The sequence below is a fragment of the Sphingobacterium athyrii genome (assembly GCF_003071065.1).
GTDB lineage: Bacteria > Bacteroidota > Bacteroidia > Sphingobacteriales > Sphingobacteriaceae > Sphingobacterium > Sphingobacterium athyrii.
The window spans coordinates 717,332-738,026 of record NZ_QCXX01000003.1 but is presented as its reverse complement, the minus strand read 5'-3'; the positions used below and the strand labels follow the sequence as shown (position 1 = coordinate 738,026).

Here is a 20,695-nt window from a genome sequence, read left to right as displayed (position 1 = left end):
TAGCTAAGGGATTTGTTTCAAACAGAGAAATACTATGAAAAATTTTAGAAATACGATAGAAAGCGAGTTAGAAAGACTCGATAACAGATGGCAGGCACTGCCACTGAAGACACAATGCAGGTATGTCATTATTCTATTTGCTTGTTACCTCACACTGGGTATCGGTGTTCTTGTAAAGGTCTGTTACGACTTAGGCAAGGAAGATAGGCATATTGAAGTAAGCCACATCCAATCTCCTTCTATTGGCGATGACGCTTTGAGAAAGGACACATTGATTAATAATAAAAATTACAATAATGGAAGAGAAAGAGAATAAACGCATAAGTCTTATTGTCGATGACGGAAATACAACAGATAATTCGAGTTCAATTGATGGTAGATCAAAAGTTGACAAACTCAAAAAGCCTTTGATCTTTGGTCTTATGGGAATTGTTTTCATAGCCTGTCTTTATTTGATTTTCAAGCCGAAAGATTCCAGGGAAGAAGGCAAGGACACGGGATTAAAAAATGCTGTTCCTGAAGCGACGGATAAAGGACTGCAGGCCGATAAGCAAAAGGCATATGAAAAAGAGATATTGGACGAAAGAGAAGCGGCGAAAAGAAATTCATTAATGTCCTTGTCGGATTATTGGAACAGCGGGGGGGATAGCAGTATAGCGCAAAATCCAATAAGTTCGCCTGATCGGGGGACTGTAGTTGGAAATCCCAGTATTTCTGGCTACGGAGACAACTCTTTAAACAGTTACAGAAGTGCACAGAATACACTTAGTACATTTTACCAGGATGACGACCGTGAAAAGCTGGAGCTGCGGAGAAAAGTTGGACAGCTCGAAAGCAGACTTTCAGAAAAAGATGTTTCTGCAGGTCCAAATTTAAAGGATCAACTGACATTAATGGAAAAGTCCTATGAAATGGCTTCAAAGTACCTTCCGACTGGTTTACAGCCAACAACTACAACAGTTACCACGTCACCAGAAGATTCCTCCACTATCCGTCCGGTTAAAAACGAACAGGTTGCAAAATTAAAGGGAGTTGAGAAAACAATTGTATCTGCCCTTTATAGAGAACCGGATGACAGTAGTTTTTTTGCTGGATTGGATGGGGACCGGCATCACAGATTTTTTACTGTAGACTCCAAACTAATAGGAGGAGATATTTCGAAAAACAGTATCCGGGCAATGATTTTGGAAACAAAAACCATTACCTCTGAAGGAACTGTTAAGTTACGTTTGCAGGAAGATGCCATAATTGCTGGGCAAAGTGTTCCAAAAGGTAGTGAATTTGAAGCGAGTGCTAAATTCCAGGATAATCGCTTAATGTTGAAGGTTTCTTCGGTAGCAGTTAATGGTAATATTATTCCAGTGGAAATACTCGGCTATGATATGAGCGGTCAAATTGGTTTATCGGTACCCCGATCAGATGAAATCAACGCTGCAGGAGAAATTGCCGCTAACATGAGCCAGAGTTCGGGCATGAATATTTCGATGTCAAGATCTTCAGGTCAGCAGATAGCAGGTGATTTAAGTAGAGGACTTATTCAGGGTGTATCGGGTTATTTCTCGAAGAAGTTACGTGCTACCAAGGTTACTTTAAAGGCAGGTCATCAAGTTTTGCTGGTAACAAAAAAATAATGTTTAATAAAAAAAAGAATAAAACATGCAAGTAATAAAGAATATACTCGTTGTCATACTTTTTATAGGCTTATTTGTAAAGAGTTTCGGACAGCAGTCCTTGGAAGTGGGTAGGGTAGAACCTTATCGTCTTGAGGTGACCTATAATAAAACAACACATTTAATTTTTCCTGTTGCGATTCGTTATGCCGATCTGGGATCGGACTATCTGACTGCCGGAAAGGCGGAAGATGCGCAAAATGTTCTGCGCGTAAAGGCATCGATCAGAGATTTTGTTGAAGAAACAAACTTTAGTGTTATAACGGAAGATGGAAAATTTTACAGTTTTAATGTCACTTATAGCGCTGATCCGCTTACTTTGAACTACGACTTACAAAAAATGCAAAAGGAAGGTGAGCGGAGTGGTGAGAAAAATGTGCAGTTTGAGGAATTGGGTTTCAATCCCCCATCATTAACGGAGCAGGTATTAAAAACGATCTACCATCAGAATAAGAGGTACATTCGTCACATTGCTTCTAAAAGCTACGGTATTCAGTTTGTGTTAAAGGGGCTCTTTGTGCATAACGGAAAGTTTTACTTTCATACCGAGGTTAGAAATAAATCAAATGTACCATTTGTCATCGATTTTTGCACGTTTAAAATTGTTGATAAGCAGATTGCAAAAAGGACAGTTGCTCAAGAGAAAAAATTACCACCACTACGGCAGTACCCGGAAATCGAATCCATTCCAGATAATTTTTCAGCATCAAATGTGAGCTTACTTGATCAGTTCACGATCAACGATGACCAGATATTAAGGATAGAACTTTATGAAAAAAATGGGGGTAGAAATCAAGTTCTTGAAATCGGGAACTCCGATCTTATTAATGCAAAACCAGTGTCAGAAATGAAACTGCATGTAAAAAACTAAAGCCATAACAAATGAAAAAATACATAATAGTGATATTGCTTTTTATCATGAGTGTAAAGAGCTATTCTCAACGAATGATCTATAAACAGAAAGCCCTTGAAATCAACACTGGTATAGTGGCAACAAATGAAATAAGTAAGAATTTCTATCTAAATCTTACCCTAACAAGCTTTGGTCGGAATGGCAACTACTGGATTTGGGGCACTGAATATCAAAAAAGGACGACAGACTATAAGCAATGGTCTATTCCGCTAGAAAGTTATCTTGGGGATATAGGTTATAGCTTGCAGTTGTTGGCCGATCCAAAGAAATTCATTACTATAAATCTTGGACTTACAGGAGTGGCGGGGTATGAAGTTGTGAATAAAGGTGACAGCCTACTTTTGGATGGAGCGATCCTACGCAACAGAAATCAGTTTGTATATGGTACAGGAGGGCGGCTATCCGTAGAAACCTACCTAACTGACTGTATTGTTTTGCTGCTGCAGGGCAGGATCAAAGTCTTATGGGGTAGTGATTTCGATCGGTTCAGACCCTCTTCGGGAATCGGGCTACGTTTTAACTTTTGAAAATCAAATAATAATATGAAGAATTTAATCAGCAGATGGCACACCTCGGCGGGTAGCCTCTTTATTGGGCTTATAGGAATTTTCGGTATACTTTTTTTGACGGGCTGTGAAAAAGAAACCTTGGATGTTCAGGAAGTTTTTCCTTTTGAAGTTAAAGTCATGCCAGTTCCTAAAGAAATAGCTATTTTTGAGACCGTAGAAATCAGAATTTCTATTATTGCAAACGGCAACTATCTCGGAAACAAATATTATATACGTTACTTCCAGAATGAGGGGCATGGAAGGTTAAGATACTATGACCATAAACCCTATGTTCCTAATGATTCATATCTTATCGAAAAAGAGGAATTTCGTCTATATTACACCTCCGAATCGACAGTATCGCAAAGTTTTGATGTGTGGATCACGGATAGTTTCGGCAATGAAAAGCAATTTACTTTGCAGTTCAAAAATAAGAAGTTCGATCCGATTATTATCGGTCCGATTAGATAACATTATTAAAATAAAATACAATATTTGTATTGCGAATTCCTTACACTACCAGATGGAGAGCATACGCGATAGGACAGCCACAAGGCTGTCCTTTTTCGTTACATCCAACGGACAAAAAGTTGCAACGAAACTATTACGAATAGTTTCTATATTATTTATTTTTTTTCTTTGAGTAAAAATGTTAGTTTTATATAACTATAGACCACTTAATAATCTCGATGGAACCTTATTCTTACTAATTCTGTGATCCGGTCTCAATTTGATAACTAACTATAGCTGTAATGAATTTTTTCATTTTTTCACTTTTGGATGCAATGGCCAAACAAAATATCTCTATTTTTTGTAATCTTAATTTTGTGAAATCTGCGGTATTCTTTTCCAATCTACATGAGTTATCCATCCATTTAAAAATTGTAGCAGATTACTATTTTGACTTTTTATCAACGCTTGGACTTCTTCCCCCTGAAGCCATAAAGAAGGAGCATGTTTGCCATTATAATAATTTGGATTTAAGTGGGAGTGACCGCACAGTCGATCAGATATTACAGAAATTTAACCGGATGCCCGCATTTAACGATGAAATATTTCCCATCCATCTACGATATACCGATGATGATAACATGCATCTTGTCGTGGGCATCGTCCATGAAGAGGATGATAATAAAGGATTTTTGCATGCAATTGATCTTCACTTACCAAAGAACCTGCTAAAGAATGTTCCGTCAAATGTGATGTATGTTAAGGATATTTTGGATTCTTACCCGATTGGAGAAAAGCAAACCGTTAAGGAGTTTATCGAAAAAAGAGGGTACACATACAGCCAGTTCCAGCGGGATTGTAAAATCTGTTTTGGTGATGCATTTTATAGCTTTCGACTAAAAATAAATATGATGGAAGCCGTAGGAGATATCATATTTACTAATCTGAGCCTGAAAGAGGTCGCATTTAAGAATAAATTTCTTGATTATGCGAATATGTACAAAGCTTTTGTTAGACATGGGTTAAGCCTTACGAACATTCCTCGATTAGCAAATCTATAGGACTATTCTTACTATTTGGTATATTTCCTTTATTAATTGGTATATATTAGTTTAATATTGGAATAAAGTTGTTGATATTGGCAATATTTTAATTTCCCTTATTAGCGAATTTTGTCATAATCAATGCCAATGATTATGAAGCTAATCAAATACATAAGGAAACATTTTGTAATGATCGTCAGCATTCTGTTGGCTTTACTCTTTATGTATGCCGGCGGCAGTAAGATGCTGGATTTTGAAAACTTTCAGGTCCAACTTGCACAATCCCCATTGCTGAGCGCTTATGCGGGTTTCATTTCTTTTGCAGTTATAATTGTAGAGTTTATTTTGGCAATTTGCCTTTGCCTTCCTAACACTCAAAAAATGGCGCTTTATGGCGCACTTGGGCTGATGTCCGCATTTACCTTTTATATTTATATCATACTGCATTATAGTGATTTTATCCCTTGTTCCTGTGGTGGCATTTTAGAAAAATTAGGGTGGACCGAGCATTTGATATTTAATTTGTTTTTTGTATTCCTTTCATTTGTTGCTATTTTATATAAAGAACGAAAAGAGAACCCAAATGCGAAATTATTCCGTCCGGTTTGGATTGCTATAGCCAGTGTTGCCATTAGCAGTGGTGTTGTGCTTGTTCTTTTTTTGCGTTCGGAACACATTATAAAAAAAGAAAACAACTTTACACGGAGGTTTTTGCAGCATCCAATTTTCGGCGATAAAATTATAGATTTGGGTGTGAATTCCTATTATTTTGCGGGAATAGCCGATGGCAGTATTTATCTTGGAAATGCAACAACCCCACTATATGTAACTAAGGTCGATACAGCTCTGAAAACCCTCAATCGCACTAAGATAACTTTGGATAATATAGATCATCCTTTTAGAAATGTTCAGCTAAAGGTAAAGTCTCCCTATTATTATCTGTATGATGGAAATGTACCGGTAATTTACAGAGGTAGGCTTGGTGATTCTATTGCGCAAACGATCAGCTATGGCGATGCTTTTTTTAATCAACTGAGTGTTTTAGATTCTATGAAATTTGCTCTTAGAACACAGAAAAGAACCGACAAACAATACACAATAGCCTTATTGGATCTGATGAAGAATCCCAAGACGGAATTAAAACCTGCGATTCTGGAAAAACAGATCGATGGGGTATTTGATGTGGATGGAGTGCTTAGTGCTGAGCCAACAACTGGCAATCTTGTCTACACATACTTTTACCGGAACCAGTATATTGTGATGGACGCTAATCTGAACGTACTTAATAGGTTCAACACGATAGATACTACAAAGAGAGCTGAAATATCTGTCACCAGATTATCTGATGGAAGAACGAAGATGAATGCTCCGCCATTCAGCGTCAATAATGGGTTTACCGTTTATGATGATCTAATATTCAACCGTTCCAATTTAAAAGGAAAGCATGAACCTTCGAGTTCTTGGAAGAATTCATCGATCATTGATGTCTACAGCACAGATGAGCAACGATATATTGGAAGTTTCTATATACGCAATAAGAAAGATAAAGCGATGTCTTCGATGATAACCGACGGGCGATATATGTATGTGCTGGTTGGAAATGAGCTTCAGCGGTACAGGATACGTGATGGTGCATTTAAGTTTGACAAAAAGCGAAATCGGTGGTTCAAGGAAGCACCGGTGGATGAGGATATAAAGGGGATTGCCGAAAACCCTGTAACAGATTAGGCAGTAACCAATTAAATTATGATCGCATGAAAAAATTATTATTACCAGGTCTTATTGTAGCAATGGGATTTGGGTTTGCTTATGCAGGTAGCAAAATGAACACCGCTATGCCTACGTACCATATTAACGGAAGCCAATGTGAAGAAGTTCAACAGGAATGTAATGAGTTACCTGGAAAAATTTGTACTTTGAATGATGACGGCGTTACACAATTGTACAAATTCCAAAGTGCTGACGAGACAACTTGTTCGTTTGAACTTAGCAGAAGTAATTAAGGAAGTAAGAAGGATGCCTATAGGGCATCCTTCTTCATTAGTTTGACTATCCAGGGTAGATCTTGTTTACCCTTTAAAAAATAGTCCCACCAGTTCAATACTTTTGTACTTGCATCTATTTCTTCTGGTGTTTCATTCATAAACGAATGGTTTCCATTTTTATAAAATAGAGCTATAACGTCCTTATTATAGCGCCTAAGCCCTATATAAAACTCCATTGTCTGGTCCCATGGAACAATTCTATCATTTTTACCAGCCCATAATAGTATCGGGGCATTTACTTTTTCAACATTTAATATGGGGTTATTTTTTATGTATCTTTCCATATCCGCAGAAACAGTAGTGTTCATCTGATATACTGTATTATAAATAAAATATAACGGTTTATTCCATGCATAGTTATATGAATAAAAATCACGGATATTATCACTAATCCCGGCACCTGAAATGAAAGCAGCGAAACGATTGGAGTGCGTGGCTATAAAATTGGTTTTATAGCCTCCATAAGACTGACCACACAAACCAATTTTACTTTGGTCAATATTAGGGTTTTTCAGTACAACATCCAAAGCATTGTGCACACATTCCAGAGCCGAAATCCCGGGACCATTTTCACCTACCGTAGTGTCCGGTAAGTAAACAAAATATCCCCGCTCTAGCAAGGTTCTTATTTGAAAGCCCTCAGGCATCATCTTATTGGGGGAAAGATAATCATTAGAAATATGACGTTGCATATCATAAATTCGAACCACCATTGGATACTTTTTCTTTGAATTGAAATTAGTTGGATAATATAAAATCCCGTTAAGGTTCTTTCCTACGGCTGAATAGCTGTAAATTTCTTGTCTTATCCTTTTTGCCCCATTATCTCGAATATTGCCATCAAAAAGCGTGAGCTTTTGTCCTCTTGTATCATAGCTGTAGAGTGTTGGCGGCAGATTATAATTCTCTTCCAGTGTATAAAAGGACGTCATGTCTGGATTATAGATCAAACTATTATTAGTAAGTCTATTTTCTGTTGGCGGTATGATCTGCTTCCATTTTCCAGAATCAAACAATTTGTACGAAATTACATTTTGATCTCTATCTAGTGTTTCGACTAAAATACAATCTGTAGGTAAAAAAGAAGCCATTGTATGTTTATTTCTAATAGAGACATAATTTGTAATCTTGGTCATTTTTTCCTTTCCGATACCCGCAGCGGTCAATATTTTTTGTTTGATATTAAAAATCCAGAGATCATCACCGCTCTCAAAATAAATGTAATAGCCATTTTTGGAGAATACAGGCTGCTCTAAGCCTGTTTTATCGATCAAGTATTCTATTTTACCATTACAGTTATACAAAATCCATTTAACACCATCTTTGCTGGCTAAAAACCATTTTCCGTCTGCTGAGCAGAAAATTTCATGATTAAGCAATAAGGGCCATTCCTTACCTATTCGTTTTACTAATTTTAAATTTCCTAAATCATTTAAGGTATTTAATTTCAGATCATAAACTTTGGCCTCATTCAATTCAGGTTCGCTAGTAATAAAATTATGTCCTTTGCGAGGAGGGTAGGTCATAAAATACCGATCATTGTTAAGAGAACTGACCTCATTATTTTTAGGTACTTCTATCGCTTGTAATTTGCTGCTTTTTGGCTTCCATAACCAGAACTTTTGCTCATTGAATCTCATAAAGTGCTCATTAACGTAGGAATCATTTCCGTACCAAACTTCAACAAGTGGATCATTTGATTCGTCAGATTCTACTCTCGCGCCGATGAGGAAAGATTCTCCATCTTGTATTTCTGAAAGCTTAACAATTGACTTCTTAGGAATATCCAGATCCAGCAACTTTTTGCCTGAACTTTGGGTATCAAAGATTATCAATCTATCCTGTTCTTTTGATGTAGTTGCTTCTGTAATAATTAGCTGTTTTCCGGAGGAAATTAGTTGTATTTTTCTAATCTTGTTTTCAGTTGAATAAACAACTTTATTCTGCCCGCCATTAGCTGCAATTACTTGATTTTTTCCATCCTTTTGATTTTTAAAAAATAATGTGTTTCTAGAATCGGATAGTGGCAAGTCTTCAACATCAGTTATTTCAAGAAGCATTTTTCCCGAAGAGTTATAAATTTTAAGACGACGATCTTTGAATAATAATGCATACCTACTAAGATCTTCTAGAATATAAGTTTTTATTACATTATTAAAATGAAAGGTGTCACCAGTAGTAAGATTAAGAAACAATGCTTTTTGTTCATTTTGTCCCAGTACTCCTTCTTCATTTAAAAAAAGAAGTTGCGCATTCATTATCCTGTGCACTGTTTTGCCATGGTTTTTCGCATTTATTACAAAAATACTGTCAGTGCTCAGTTTGCTAATTTTTTTAATAGCAATCCAGTTAGCATCCTTTGATTGGTACACTAGATTTGACAATGAAGCGAATTTTGCTCTCCAACTATTTATAGTATCTTCCTGATTCTTGGCCGACACTAAAACTAACCCCATCTGAAGTAATATTAATTTCAATAAATTCTGTATCATCAGTAGCCAGTGTTTTGGGGTTTGAGGTTCACGTTAAGTAGAATCTCTTTCTGTGGAATAGGCCATAGCTGATGAAAATCTTTCCAATTAGGCTTGGTAGTCTGAAGCATATTCAGTTTACCAGTTCTCTTTAAATCCAGAAAGCGGTGTCCCATTTCAGTGAAAAATTCCCGTTTATCTTCTAACAGAATTTCATCCAGCAATATATTTTTTGTTATAGGTAATGTTAAAAGTGGAAGCTGAGCCCGTTGTCTTGTTCTGTTTATATAGGGTAGTGCCTCTGCTACTTTATCTTGCTGAGCGAGTGCTTCTGCCAATAACAAATACGCTTCTTCTAACCTGAATATAATCGAATATTCGGTCATATTGTTCCCACCACGGTTTTTATATTTCTCAGCTCTGAAGTAGGTTATTCCATTGAATGTTACAGATGCCATCCATTTCTGTTTTCGCAAATCATCATTTGCGAAAGAATTAATTAATCTTGAGGATAAAGCATAAGTTGAAGGTGATGCGTTGATAAAATAGTAAATGGAAGCCTGCCTCAAAGATAGATTGTTATTAGGTTTAAGCTGCCATAAGATATGCTTTCCAGTTTTTTGAAAAACCTTGGTAACATCTGGTTCTATCTGATATATCGGACTTTGTACGATTTCTTTCAGTGTGTTTTCTGCTTTATCCCATTCATGTCTTGCCATATATACCTTAGCAAGAACCAATCTTGCCACTATTCTATTCGGGTAAATTCGTTCACTGCTCCTATAATCATTTTGAAGTAGGGTGGATACTTCAAGTAGGTCTTGCTCTATATTTGATAGTACTTGGGTGTAGGTTGTTTTATAAAGGATATTATTGATGTTATAATCTGTAGATTGCGGATAAGGTATATCCCCATAGAGCTGGTTGAGGTAAAAGAACATAATGCTCCTTATTAGCAATGCCTCACCTCGTAAATATTTCTTATCCGATGGACTTATACCATTTGAGCCTTGTACGCCTTCTAATATGGAATTCGCCGTATAAATATTTTTATAAGCACTCGCCCAAACATTGTATACTATGCCATTGGTATCGATCTGCTGGTTCAGAAAAATGTCTCTAACGTCAGATGCGGCCGTCGTATAGTTATCCAATTCATCAGTATAGCTACTTAAATAGGTTTCTAGATCACCACCAGCAATGGGAGAGCTTTTCATTATATCAGCATACAAGGCAGCTAATGCAGCATTGGCTGTCTGAGTGTCCTTGAATACCGATTCCTTGTCGATCTGATTATCTGGTATATCGACATCAATTAATTTCTCGCAAGAAATAATTAAGAATGTTGTAATAATAAGTATGATAAAATATGATGTTTTCATTTTTAAAAATTTTAAAGGTTAAATTGAGCCCCAAACGAATAGGTTCTCAATGGTGGTAAGTAGCCTGGTGTTGTTGCTTCAGGATCTACCCCGAAAAATTTGGTCCATGTCCAAAGATTCTGGCCCTGAAAGTAAATCGTAACATTTTTAAAGACTTTGCTTTTTAAGGGGAGCTTGTAAGCTAAATGCACATTTTTTAAACGGATAAAAGAAGCGTCTGAAACAGTAGCTGTACTACTGCGGAACAAAGCATGGCTCGTTGAATTTTTGGTGCTGTAGGGCATGTATAAACCGTGAGGGTTTTCTGGTGACCAAACATTTAGAACCTCAACGGGCTGATTATTCATTAGCCCTGGCATAGGTATAACCGAATTATAATTAAGCCCTCTCTTTTTTACAAACTGAAAAAGAATAGAGAGATTCCAGTTTCTGTAAGTCAAGTTATTGTTCCATCCTCCAAAAAACTTGACCCCGAGATTCTCTATGACCTGTCGGTCATCTGGTGAGGATATTTTTCCGTCACCATTAAAGTCTGTAAACTGATATTGACCGGTAGAAGGGTTAACTCCATCCAACTGATATAGCTTTAAAATATTAGTTGGTTGTCCTATCACATATTGGTTAGCGTAAGAGGAACCTGCAAGTCCCGGAAAAGATAAAAGCTTGTTTCTGGGAAAACTAATATTAAAGCCCGATTCCCATTTCAATTTATCCCCAATCAAAGGGCTTCCCGACAGCTCTACTTCAAAACCTGTGTTCTCAATTGTTGCTGCAAGATTCGCTATTACGCTTGTAAATCCTGTTACTGCTGATAACTGGTAACCGACTAACTGACTGGAAGAACGGTTCCTATACCATGCTGTTGTAAGGTTGAGACGGTTTTTGAAAAAGCCCAGTTCCAGAGCCGTCTCTAGTTTTCTTGTGATTTCCCAGCTGTAATCCGGATTATAGAGACGGGTAGGAGATAAGCCCGTAGTATTATTATAAATTAATGATGAAGAAACGGCGTAGTTATCTAAATATTGAAAATCACCTATGTTATCGCTGCCTGCTGAACCATAACTTCCTCTCAGTTTACCAAAGCTGAGCCATGTAAGATCTTGTACGCCAGCCTCTTTTGAGAAAAGCCATGCCGCACCCACTGCACCGAAGTTAGCAAACCTGTTGTTCGGACCAAAGCGGCTGCTACCGTCCCGTCTTCCTGTAAGGTTGAGGATATACCTGCCTTTATATTGGTAATTAAGCCTTCCGAATAAAGCAGCATAGCGGTATTCGATATTGGAATCTTCCAAGGTCATGACTGTTTTTGCAGCACCAATGTTGGTAATAAACTGGTTGCTTTCAAAACCAATTCCGAGCCTTTCGTCCGCTTTTCTAAGATTTCTCTGAAAACTTCCTCCTATAAGTGCTTCCAAATGGTGATTATTCCAGTTTTTCTGCCAATTTAATTGAGGTTCAGCAATAAAAGAAAATAGTTCTTGGGATTTTTTATGTGCTTGAGAACTGGTACTAGAAGCTCCAGTCGCCAAATAAGGACTATATACCGTATTTGGTGTTAATGATAATTCTTCAACAGTGGTATAATTCACTCCTGAATTCAGTTTTAGCTTTAAATCATTAAAGATTCGATATTCTGTATTTAAATTGGTTTGGAATAGTTTTGTGTCGTTATCGTAAGAAGCGTTGTAGGCAGCCAAAGGATTTGTAAAAGTGTTGTTTTCCCAGTTCAGACCACCATCGTCATTATAAAGTTGAGGCGAAATAGGTGCTAGTAAATACGCATTTCTTGTCATATCTGTCCTGATCATATTGTTTTTTTGCTGACTAAACATATTCGAAACACTGATTTGAAATTTATTGTCAGTAGAACGATGTGAAATGTTTGAATTAAAAGTATTACTACTATACTTAAAACCCTGTCCAAATACTGTAGTCTGTTCATCATGCCCGAGACTCACCATAAAATTCGTTGTTTCGCTACCGCCATTTAATGAAAGCTGGGTATTACTTAGTGCTGCTTTTTTCCCGATCAGGGTCTTTATCCAATCGGTTTCGTGATTCTGATCCCATGTGCCATTGATGTCATATGCATTGCTAGGGTAAGTTGTAATACCATCATTTGCATAGGCATCACGACGCATCTGAAGGTATTCGTCTTTATTCAATAACTTTAGGTTTGAAACAGCTTCGCTGATTCCGTAATTGGTTGAAAAGTTTAAACTTACCCTCCCAGTTTTTCCTTTTTTTGTCGTGATCAGGATTACTCCGTTTGCACCTCGTGAACCATAAATTGCGGTTGCATCAGCATCCTTTAAGACCTCGATACTTGCAATGTCATTGGGATTAATGCTATTTAGAGGGCTTATGCTGCCATTTGGTATAGTTACAGAAGAAATTTGCGAAGATGGAATTTCACTTATTGGCACTCCATCGACAACATACAAAGGGGTATTACCATTCGGTGTTGTAAACGATCCGGTACGCAAACTATTCTGTCCCCTGATCTGAATGTCAAACCCGCCACCGGGCACACCGCTATTCTGTACAATGTTAACCCCTGCCATACGACCTTGTACCGAAGATAATACATTGGTGACAGGTTGGTTCTCAATGTCCTTTGCGCTAACTTTAGCAATACTTCCGGTTCGATTCTTGTCCGCTACCTTGTAATAGCCAGCGTTAACCAGTATCGTTTCCTCAATTTGCCTTGTACGAAGATCGTTAAGGGTGTCTTTTTGGGCTATGACGGGAGCAATTGTCTCTTGTAAGGATGAGGTCGATTTATTCTTTTTCTTACGGATAATAAGGGCATTATCCTCAAAAAGTAGAACTTCTACAGGGACATCTTTTAAAACCTTTTTTAAACAGTCAAGGACAAGTTCATTTTTACATTTGGTCGGCTGAACCATATAGTTCTTAAGATCTTCACTGGAATACCCATATTCCCTAACATGTTCGGTGATAAACTTCTCAGCCGCATCAAGGGCAGAGGTTTTACCGGTTTCAAAATTGACTCTCTTAGTTGAGAGCTTTTGTTGGGCTTGGAGCCCCTGTCCGCCAATTAAGAGAAATACGGCGGCTGTGCATAAAATTTTCATATTTTTGCAGTGTATTTATTAAGTTAATAATTCCGTTAAGTGTTATTAAGGGTGAATACTTGGCCGACGGGGGCTACCGTCGGTCTTTTTTTATAATATATTCAACCTTTGTCGGCAACTAGGGGTCGGGGATCATCGCAGGAGTTATCAGGCACCAAAGCCTATTCCTCCAGTTCAAATGTTTTCTCATTATTTTTTTTACTATTTAAGTCGAGTTGGGCCGCGATAAACTTTACCATATTGTCCGCAGTCGTATTTTCCATGTTAACTGAAATTACCGAAGTAGCTTGGTCAGCGGGATAATTAATTTTTATTCCGTAAGTTTTTTCAACAATAGTGACAGCTTCCAATAACGGCATGTTAGTGAATGACAGGGTAGCAGTAGCACTCTTTACTTTCTTTGTTTCTTTGTTGGTAGCTGAAATAGTTACTACTCTTGGAGAGCCCATATTAGAAAAGGTTTCCTCGGGATGCAAAACGAAAACTTCTTTTGGTGTTTCATTTTTAACAACCTGCACCTTTCCTTCATAAAGGTCAACATTAAACGTTTTTTCTGTCTGTGTGATCTTGAAAACCGTTCCAAGTACTTTCGTCCTATATCCATTTCCATGCACAATAAATGGGTGTTCTTTAGATTTGGTTATTTTGAATAAAGCATCACCTTCAAGTATTACATCACGTGTATCTGAGGGAAATGATTTCTCGACGGTCAATCTTGCACCTTTAGAAAGAGTAATTTGAGAGCCATCTTTTAATGTAATCATTATACTGTTTTCCATCGCATAATACACATCCGGTGATAAATACAATCTGTAGGTTAGGATACCGCCTATTAATAAGAGAATAGTTGCAGCTATGGCGCACGAAAATTGGATAACTTTCGTTTTTCGTTTCTTAGCTTCATGAATTCGTATGCGGGATAGGATATCCTGCCACATTTCTTTAGCTTCCTGATCAGAAAGAGGGTCAATTCGGTTTTCTTTATCATTCATAATAAAGGGTCTTTATTATATATTACCGAAGAAGTAGAAAAAAGGCCCCCCCTTGGAAACAAAAATTAACGCTTTTTAAGAGAGTTTAACTTTTTTTAAGAATTATTTTGCTGATTCTCTAAGAAATAGAATAGCTTTTGAGATTTGTTTTTTAACAGCTTTTTTGGAAAGATTCAATCGGTCAGCAATTTTCTCCTGAGAGATCCCTTCGAGCTTATTCATTGTCAGAATTTGTTTTCTGGGTGCTGGAAGCAATTCAATATTAATTTGTATCGTGTTTAATTGTTCCTCTTTATCGTATTGCTCTTTTAACTGATCGGCTGATTCGTCCGGAATTTCGATATTTTGGCTGTTGCTTATTGAAGGTTGTTTCTTCTTTAGTGCAAAGAAGTTTGAAATTTCCTGGTTGCAGGTTTTAAATATTATATTTTCCGTATTGATATCTAGTGATTCTTTATAGAGCCATAAATGAAAAAACACATTTTGCATGATATCACAAGTGTCGTCTCTATCCTTTACCTTTCCTGCTATATAATCAAAAACACGTACCCTATATGTCTCATACATTTTTTGAAACATATCCTCGGCATGGTTTAGATTGTTAGAAAAGAAAGTCATTGTCTAGGTTTTGAGAAGGACTTGTATTACACAAAATTAACTATAATTTATTAAATGGGTCATGTTTTGTGCTGGATTTGCAATAAAAAGAGTATTTGCTTGAATAGAATTGCATTAAATAGATTTTATACAATACTAATATATAGTAAGGATTTTGAAAATCGCTGCTACTGCTAGTCAGTCTTTTTTTGAATGGAGTTATGAAGTCATCAATTGCTGTTCCTGAGCCAAGAAGTACTCATGCCTCGTTTCTAAATTAAAGTTATAAATCACACTACATGCTTTTAGTTGCATATTTCCAATATAAAGTGCACTATAAAAGAGCTTTATGAACTGTTTCGATCCAAAAAAATAATCTAATCTATCTATTTTCTTTTTTTTAACACGTCAAGTTTTGTCGTTTGTCAGATTTATTTTCGCAAAATAAATTCAGGGTTTTCCCTGAGAAATAATTGTAACCATGTGTTTAATTTTGCAAAAATTTTTACTTAAAATACGAATAATGAAAAAGCTCTATTTGAGTATACTGCTAATCGGTAGTGTTTCTTTGCTCTGCGCTCAGGATGTAGTATGGCAGAAGGATATTAAGTCCTCTACTCAGGATTTTCTCTCACAAGTCACCACAACGGTCGATCAACAATACCTTATTACTGGAAGCTCGATTCAATCTAAAAAAATCAGTTCCGAAAACAAACAAAACAACGGCTATGATTTTCATTTAGTCAAACTCAATCAACAAGGAGAAGAGGTTTGGGAAAAGTATTTCTCGGGACAGAACCATGACTTTTTATCGGCAACCGTTGCTACGCAGGAAGGTGGATTTCTTTTAGCAGGAACATCGCATTCAGGAAAAGGTTTAGACAAAAAAGATTCTTCTAAAGGAGGATCCGATATCTGGCTGATCAGAATTAATGAATTCGGGGATGAACTCTGGCAAAAGACTTTAGGAACAGCTCAGAATGAAGAAGCAAGATCTGTGATTCAGACCGCTGATTTTGGGTTTATGGTAGCCGGGAATGTTCAGAATGCAGCCAACGGATTCGGATCGAAAGATGTGACCGTAACAAGGCTTGATAAGAATGGAAAAATACTTTCAGAATTAGTTTTAGGCGGAAAAGGATTAGATGAAGTAGAAAAGATGATTCCAACACCTGACGGAGGTGCCTTATTGGGTATTTATTCGAGAAGCAGCTCGGCTACAGGAAATAAAACCGCTACGAGTGATGATAAAGAAAATTCTGTTACAGCACAATTTAACGCAAAAACTACTGAGAATTTCGGCGAAGGGGATTACTGGGTAATAAAGCTTAGTAAAGACAACAAAATAGAATGGGAAAAGAATTTTGGAGGTAAAGGTGATGACCATTTGAGAACAATGGCTTTTACTTCATCGGGATATATCATTGGTGGAGAATCTAGATCTGAGAAATCAGGAAACAAAACCGTTGGAATTGAAGAAGGAACAGACATCTGGCTAATCTCTTTAAACACAAAAGGTGAAGAGCAATGGCAAAAATCTTACAACTTTAAGAACCGTGATATCCTGATGGGAATGAATGTGATCAACACTGGAGATGGAAAGAATTCGAAAGGAGTTTTACTTGGAGGCTACACTCAGGCGGAAGGAAGAATTGAAGCGGACGATGAAACATTCTGGATGCTGTATATCGACAATGACGGAAACGAGCAGTGGAGAAAACATGTAAAAGGAGAATCGAGAAAGAAAGAGGAAAGGCTTTCTGATCTGAAAATGAATAAAGACGGTTCGATCGTTTTAGCAGGAACAAGTGCGGAAGAATTAGGAAAAGAGAACTGGAAGATCGTAAAACTTGGAGATCAGCAGATTGACCAACTGATCGAAAAACAGAATATAAAGATCTATCCTAATCCTGTTTCAGATTATGCTTATGTAGAGGTAGGGTTTGATTTTAAAGAAGCTGATATTGTTCTTTATGATATGGGCGGAAGGCAGCTTCAGAGTCTGAAAACCAAGAACAAGGTAACGAAGATCAATACACAGAACCTCATTCAGGGAGCGTATCTGATTGTAATAAAAACCGATAGCGAGAAAACGGCGAATGCGAAATTGATTAAAAAATAAACATGATGAAGAAACAAATTTTATTATTTTATGTACTATTATGCGGGATTATTTATGGGCAATCTACAAATAGATATGCTCCAGTAACATATCCAACATCACCTGATGTTACTAAAATTCAAACCTATGGTCAAGTTCCTGTAACACCTTATTCTGGCCTTGCAAATGTTTCCATTCCAATATACACTATTAAAGAAGGTGATTTTGAATTTCCTATTTCTTTAAATTACAATACCCGAGGAATCAAAGTAAAAGAAGAAGCAACACGAGTTGGTTTAGGGTGGAGCTTGGGATTTCCTGGGCTTATTAGCAGGTCTATGATTGGACAAGATGATTTTATTGGAAATCCGACATCTTCTGCCGTCGGTAGTGTTAATGCAAACGGTAAGTATTTTAATGCAAGAGCAAATAATGGAAGTCTGGTTCCAGATTTTACAGGTTATATGCATGGTCCTCAAAGCCAGTTAAAACTAGGTTTGGACACTCGGATTATGCCCACTGACTATAAACTGGATGAATATACAAACAATAGCTATTACACTAGGGAAAATATCGATTTTCAGCCTGATAACTTTAGCTATAGTATTCCAAAATTTTCAGGGAAATTTATATTCGCTAGAAATAAAAAACCAATTTTGGAAAAATTGCAAGATAATTTGAAAATTGAAGTTTTAGATTCTCTAGACTATTTAGGCCAGGCTACTATGAAAAAAATGAAAATTATAGATAAGGAAGGCACTACCTATACATTTGATGATTTTGAAAGATATCATTATACAGGTTTATTTCCGACTTATATTGATAATGCTTGGTATGTAAGTAAAATTAAAACCAGAACAGGTAATGAGATCAAATTTACTTATGACATTCTGGAAACAGTTCCATCTTACAATTTATATGACTATGCAGGTATGCCCGTTAGTCTATATAACGACTGTGGTGGTTTAAATGGGCTTTCGCCTTGTGGCACATTTCCATTTGGTGAGAGTAAAACGTATGAAGGTCTGCAATATTTTAAATCTAAATTAGTTAAGAAAATACAGTTTCCTCAAGGCATCATAGAATTTGAATATGAAAACAGAGAAGACATTTATCAGGATAAGAAAATATCAAAAATTTTCATAAAAGATAATAAGAACGCTTTGATTCAAACAATCAAATTAAATTATGAATACTTTGTTGCAAATTATAATTCGGTATTGACTGATTTAGGTGAGTGGCAACAAAACATGAACGGGTTTGCAGAAAGACAAAAATATTTGAATAATAGATTAAAACTTACTTCAGTTCAAATATTGGATAGAGATAATAATCTAATAAGCTCCCAAAATTTTGAGTATTATGATCAAAATGTACCTGCTAAGAACTCGACAGCTGTCGATCTTTGGGGCTATTTTAACGGAGTAAATAATAATCCACATCTTTTTCCTGATTTTGATTTGACTGTACCTAATTCTAGTGGTAACTCGATGGTTACTTATTATACAGGAACTGAAACAACAGTCCATATACCAGGAAGTAATCGAAATGTGAATCCATCAGTCACCAATTCAATGCTTCTTAAAAAGATTATTTATCCTACAAAAGGATCTTCTGAATTCATATATGAAAGTAATACGTATGATCCCGTAACATCTTTCCAAAATGACCTCAGTGCATCAAAAATATCTTTTTTTATGAACAGTACTAATAGCTATAATTATGCGGGAGGTCTACGAATAAAATCGATTATTAACAGAGATAATGAAGGAGGAGTCTATGCAACGGATTATTCTTATCATGATGAGAATAATCCAAATAAATCATGGGGATATCTAACAGAAAGACCAAATTTATTTGATTTAAGAAAAAGAAGTAATGGGGTTCCGGGTTCACAATTTTATGATCCGGAGGATACAAATGGTCTGAATGCTTATATATTGATAAGAAACCATGCTCTATATGACGATAATTTTATTGGTTACAAAAAAGTAACTGAAACCCAACAAAATAATGTTAATATAATAAAAAAAGAATATGAGTATAATGTTGCTCCGACCCTTGTCTACAGTCATGTTTTTGCGTTTGGAAGAGGGCTTGAAGCTCCAACACCTACTTACACAGAACCTCAATATTTATTTATTAAAACCTCGATGAGGGCAGAACCCTTTGATTTTAGGCCATATCATACTGAAATTACAAGTTCTCAACAATCCATACGCTATAAGAGAGATTACTCTTTTCATTACAAACCATTTGAACTTAAAGATGAAAGAGGTACATATAATGGATTATTATTATCAGTTAAAAATTATGCTCATGAAAACCAAATTTTTAAATTAGTAGATTCGGAAGATTATGCATATAATATTTATTACAATCAAAAACAATATTGGGGAGTAATATATGGACATGCTGTTCATGAAAGATTAGGGAGTTCTTCAGATTGGAGTTTTTCATTTCACAACCCTTTATATTCAATTGTACAGCCTCTATACTACCCAGTGGTGCAAACAAAAGGGTATAATCCCGGTCAATATAACTTAACCTATAAAGCCATATTATCATTATATAATCCAGGTCCTTCAAGCATCTCCAAATCTAAGTTTGTTGGAGGACAAACTCTTGTAACAACAACTGATTATACTTACGCTAATTTGAATCAACCTGATTCTATAGGTAATTTAACAAGTCAAAAAACGACTTTTCCAGATAACTCCAGCCAAACTAGTAAATACTCATACGCAATTGAAAAAGGAAATCAACTTTTGATCAACAGGAACATCATTAGCCTTCCATTGGAAACAATAAACACCGAAACTATTGGAAATACAACTGAAACCTTGTCAAAAATAGAAACAATCTATCCAACAGCTTTGCCAACTGCTCAAACTGGAAATTTAGTGCTGCCTTTATCTGTGATCTCTTATGATGTTCAAAATACAGCCTCAACAGAAGTTATTTATGACCAGTACGACTCTAAAGGAAATATTTTGCAATACACAACAAAAGATGGTATTGTGACATCTATTATCTGGGGCTACAATTCTACCCAACCTATCGCAAAAGTAACTGGAGTATCATATGCTGTAGCAAATGCGTTGGCAGCAGATATTATTTCGGCATCAAATGCGGATATTGATGCGGGTACCGAGCAGACTTTGATAGGTAAATTAGATATTTTCAGAAAAGAGTCTTCATTACAAAATGCACAGTTAACTACATATACTTATGATCCATTAGTAGGAGTAACAAGTATCACTCCACCATCGGGGATCAGAGAGATTTATAAATACGATTCTGCCAACAGATTACAAAACATCAAGGATGTAACAGGTAAACTATTAAAAGAATTCAACTACAACTATAAACCCTAAAACATCAA

The 20,695-nt window shown here is 36.3% G+C and carries 15 protein-coding genes; 10 read left to right on the top strand and 5 right to left on the bottom strand.

Translation table 11 applies throughout. From position 1 onward, the window contains the following. The first annotated feature begins 34 nt into the window (after positions 1 to 34). The 8 genes from DCO56_RS13890 to DCO56_RS13855 all read left to right on the top strand — a co-directional run bounded on the left by DCO56_RS13890 (position 35) and on the right by DCO56_RS13855 (position 6,627). Positions 35 to 316, top strand: coding sequence for a nitrogen regulatory IIA protein (locus DCO56_RS13890; RefSeq protein ID WP_108634357.1), 282 nt, complete (start codon positions 35 to 37; stop codon positions 314 to 316). Then, the gene (gene traM / locus DCO56_RS13885; RefSeq protein ID WP_108634356.1) at positions 297 to 1,631 is read left to right on the top strand and encodes a conjugative transposon protein TraM; all 1,335 of its coding nucleotides are present in this window, start codon (positions 297 to 299) and stop codon (positions 1,629 to 1,631) included. The genes DCO56_RS13890 and traM overlap by 20 nt, the downstream gene beginning before the upstream one ends. Positions 1,632 to 1,656: 25 nt before the next feature. Then, complete coding sequence (gene traN / locus DCO56_RS13880) at positions 1,657 to 2,541, top strand: conjugative transposon protein TraN (RefSeq protein WP_108634355.1); 885 nt, start codon at positions 1,657 to 1,659, stop codon at positions 2,539 to 2,541. Positions 2,542 to 2,552: 11 nt separating this feature from the next. After that, complete coding sequence (locus DCO56_RS13875) at positions 2,553 to 3,110, top strand: conjugal transfer protein TraO (protein ID WP_108634354.1); 558 nt, start codon at positions 2,553 to 2,555, stop codon at positions 3,108 to 3,110. A gap of 15 nt (positions 3,111 to 3,125) precedes the next feature. Beyond that, the gene (locus tag DCO56_RS13870; RefSeq protein ID WP_108634353.1) at positions 3,126 to 3,602 is read left to right on the top strand and encodes a DUF3872 domain-containing protein; all 477 of its coding nucleotides are present in this window, start codon (positions 3,126 to 3,128) and stop codon (positions 3,600 to 3,602) included. A 281-nt stretch (positions 3,603 to 3,883) separates the two neighbouring features. Beyond that, the gene (locus DCO56_RS13865; protein WP_108634352.1) at positions 3,884 to 4,642 is read left to right on the top strand and encodes a helix-turn-helix domain-containing protein; all 759 of its coding nucleotides are present in this window, start codon (positions 3,884 to 3,886) and stop codon (positions 4,640 to 4,642) included. A gap of 171 nt (positions 4,643 to 4,813) precedes the next feature. Next, positions 4,814 to 6,352, top strand: coding sequence for a MauE/DoxX family redox-associated membrane protein (locus DCO56_RS13860; protein ID WP_219929391.1), 1,539 nt, complete (start codon positions 4,814 to 4,816; stop codon positions 6,350 to 6,352). A gap of 26 nt (positions 6,353 to 6,378) precedes the next feature. Next, positions 6,379 to 6,627, top strand: coding sequence for a DUF6520 family protein (locus tag DCO56_RS13855; RefSeq protein WP_108634350.1), 249 nt, complete (start codon positions 6,379 to 6,381; stop codon positions 6,625 to 6,627). A gap of 17 nt (positions 6,628 to 6,644) precedes the next feature. Here DCO56_RS13855 and DCO56_RS13850 read toward each other — a convergent pair whose 3' ends face one another. The 5 genes from DCO56_RS13850 to DCO56_RS13830 all read right to left on the bottom strand — a co-directional run bounded on the left by DCO56_RS13850 (position 6,645) and on the right by DCO56_RS13830 (position 15,191). Then, positions 6,645 to 9,125, bottom strand: a complete 2,481-nt coding sequence (locus tag DCO56_RS13850; protein WP_219929390.1) for an alpha/beta hydrolase family protein — start codon at positions 9,123 to 9,125, stop codon at positions 6,645 to 6,647. Between the two features lie 35 nt (positions 9,126 to 9,160). Beyond that, a complete protein-coding gene (locus DCO56_RS13845) occupies positions 9,161 to 10,522 on the bottom strand; it encodes a RagB/SusD family nutrient uptake outer membrane protein (RefSeq protein WP_108634348.1) in 1,362 nt (453 codons plus the stop codon). An 11-nt stretch (positions 10,523 to 10,533) separates the two neighbouring features. Beyond that, on the bottom strand, positions 10,534 to 13,620 hold the full coding sequence (locus tag DCO56_RS13840) for a SusC/RagA family TonB-linked outer membrane protein (RefSeq protein ID WP_108634347.1): 3,087 nt from the start codon (positions 13,618 to 13,620) through the stop codon (positions 10,534 to 10,536). A 161-nt stretch (positions 13,621 to 13,781) separates the two neighbouring features. Next, positions 13,782 to 14,612, bottom strand: a complete 831-nt coding sequence (locus DCO56_RS13835; RefSeq protein ID WP_108634346.1) for a FecR family protein — start codon at positions 14,610 to 14,612, stop codon at positions 13,782 to 13,784. Positions 14,613 to 14,714: 102 nt separating this feature from the next. Further along, positions 14,715 to 15,191 carry an RNA polymerase sigma factor gene (locus DCO56_RS13830; protein WP_181390549.1) on the bottom strand — a complete coding sequence of 159 codons (477 nt, stop codon included), beginning with the start codon at positions 15,189 to 15,191 and terminating at the stop codon, positions 14,715 to 14,717. A gap of 541 nt (positions 15,192 to 15,732) precedes the next feature. Between DCO56_RS13830 and DCO56_RS13825 the strand changes: the two genes are divergently transcribed. Together DCO56_RS13825 and DCO56_RS13820 are read left to right on the top strand one after the other, a co-directional pair. Beyond that, positions 15,733 to 17,331, top strand: coding sequence for a T9SS type A sorting domain-containing protein (locus DCO56_RS13825; RefSeq protein WP_108634344.1), 1,599 nt, complete (start codon positions 15,733 to 15,735; stop codon positions 17,329 to 17,331). Positions 17,332 to 17,333: 2 nt separating this feature from the next. Continuing rightward, positions 17,334 to 20,687, top strand: a complete 3,354-nt coding sequence (locus tag DCO56_RS13820; protein ID WP_108634343.1) for an RHS repeat domain-containing protein — start codon at positions 17,334 to 17,336, stop codon at positions 20,685 to 20,687. Positions 20,688 to 20,695 lie beyond the last annotated feature (8 nt).

Coding starts and splice junctions, on each gene's coding strand:
- DCO56_RS13890 (WP_108634357.1), top strand. CDS start 35: ATGAAAAATTTTAGAAATACGATAGAAAGCGAGTTAGAAAGACTCGAT.
- traM (WP_108634356.1), top strand. CDS start 297: ATGGAAGAGAAAGAGAATAAACGCATAAGTCTTATTGTCGATGACGGA.
- traN (WP_108634355.1), top strand. CDS start 1,657: ATGCAAGTAATAAAGAATATACTCGTTGTCATACTTTTTATAGGCTTA.
- DCO56_RS13875 (WP_108634354.1), top strand. CDS start 2,553: ATGAAAAAATACATAATAGTGATATTGCTTTTTATCATGAGTGTAAAG.
- DCO56_RS13870 (WP_108634353.1), top strand. CDS start 3,126: ATGAAGAATTTAATCAGCAGATGGCACACCTCGGCGGGTAGCCTCTTT.
- DCO56_RS13865 (WP_108634352.1), top strand. CDS start 3,884: ATGAATTTTTTCATTTTTTCACTTTTGGATGCAATGGCCAAACAAAAT.
- DCO56_RS13860 (WP_219929391.1), top strand. CDS start 4,814: ATGATCGTCAGCATTCTGTTGGCTTTACTCTTTATGTATGCCGGCGGC.
- DCO56_RS13855 (WP_108634350.1), top strand. CDS start 6,379: ATGAAAAAATTATTATTACCAGGTCTTATTGTAGCAATGGGATTTGGG.
- DCO56_RS13850 (WP_219929390.1), bottom strand. CDS start 9,125: ATGGGGTTAGTTTTAGTGTCGGCCAAGAATCAGGAAGATACTATAAAT.
- DCO56_RS13845 (WP_108634348.1), bottom strand. CDS start 10,522: ATGAAAACATCATATTTTATCATACTTATTATTACAACATTCTTAATT.
- DCO56_RS13840 (WP_108634347.1), bottom strand. CDS start 13,620: ATGAAAATTTTATGCACAGCCGCCGTATTTCTCTTAATTGGCGGACAG.
- DCO56_RS13835 (WP_108634346.1), bottom strand. CDS start 14,612: ATGAATGATAAAGAAAACCGAATTGACCCTCTTTCTGATCAGGAAGCT.
- DCO56_RS13830 (WP_181390549.1), bottom strand. CDS start 15,191: ATGTTTCAAAAAATGTATGAGACATATAGGGTACGTGTTTTTGATTAT.
- DCO56_RS13825 (WP_108634344.1), top strand. CDS start 15,733: ATGAAAAAGCTCTATTTGAGTATACTGCTAATCGGTAGTGTTTCTTTG.
- DCO56_RS13820 (WP_108634343.1), top strand. CDS start 17,334: ATGATGAAGAAACAAATTTTATTATTTTATGTACTATTATGCGGGATT.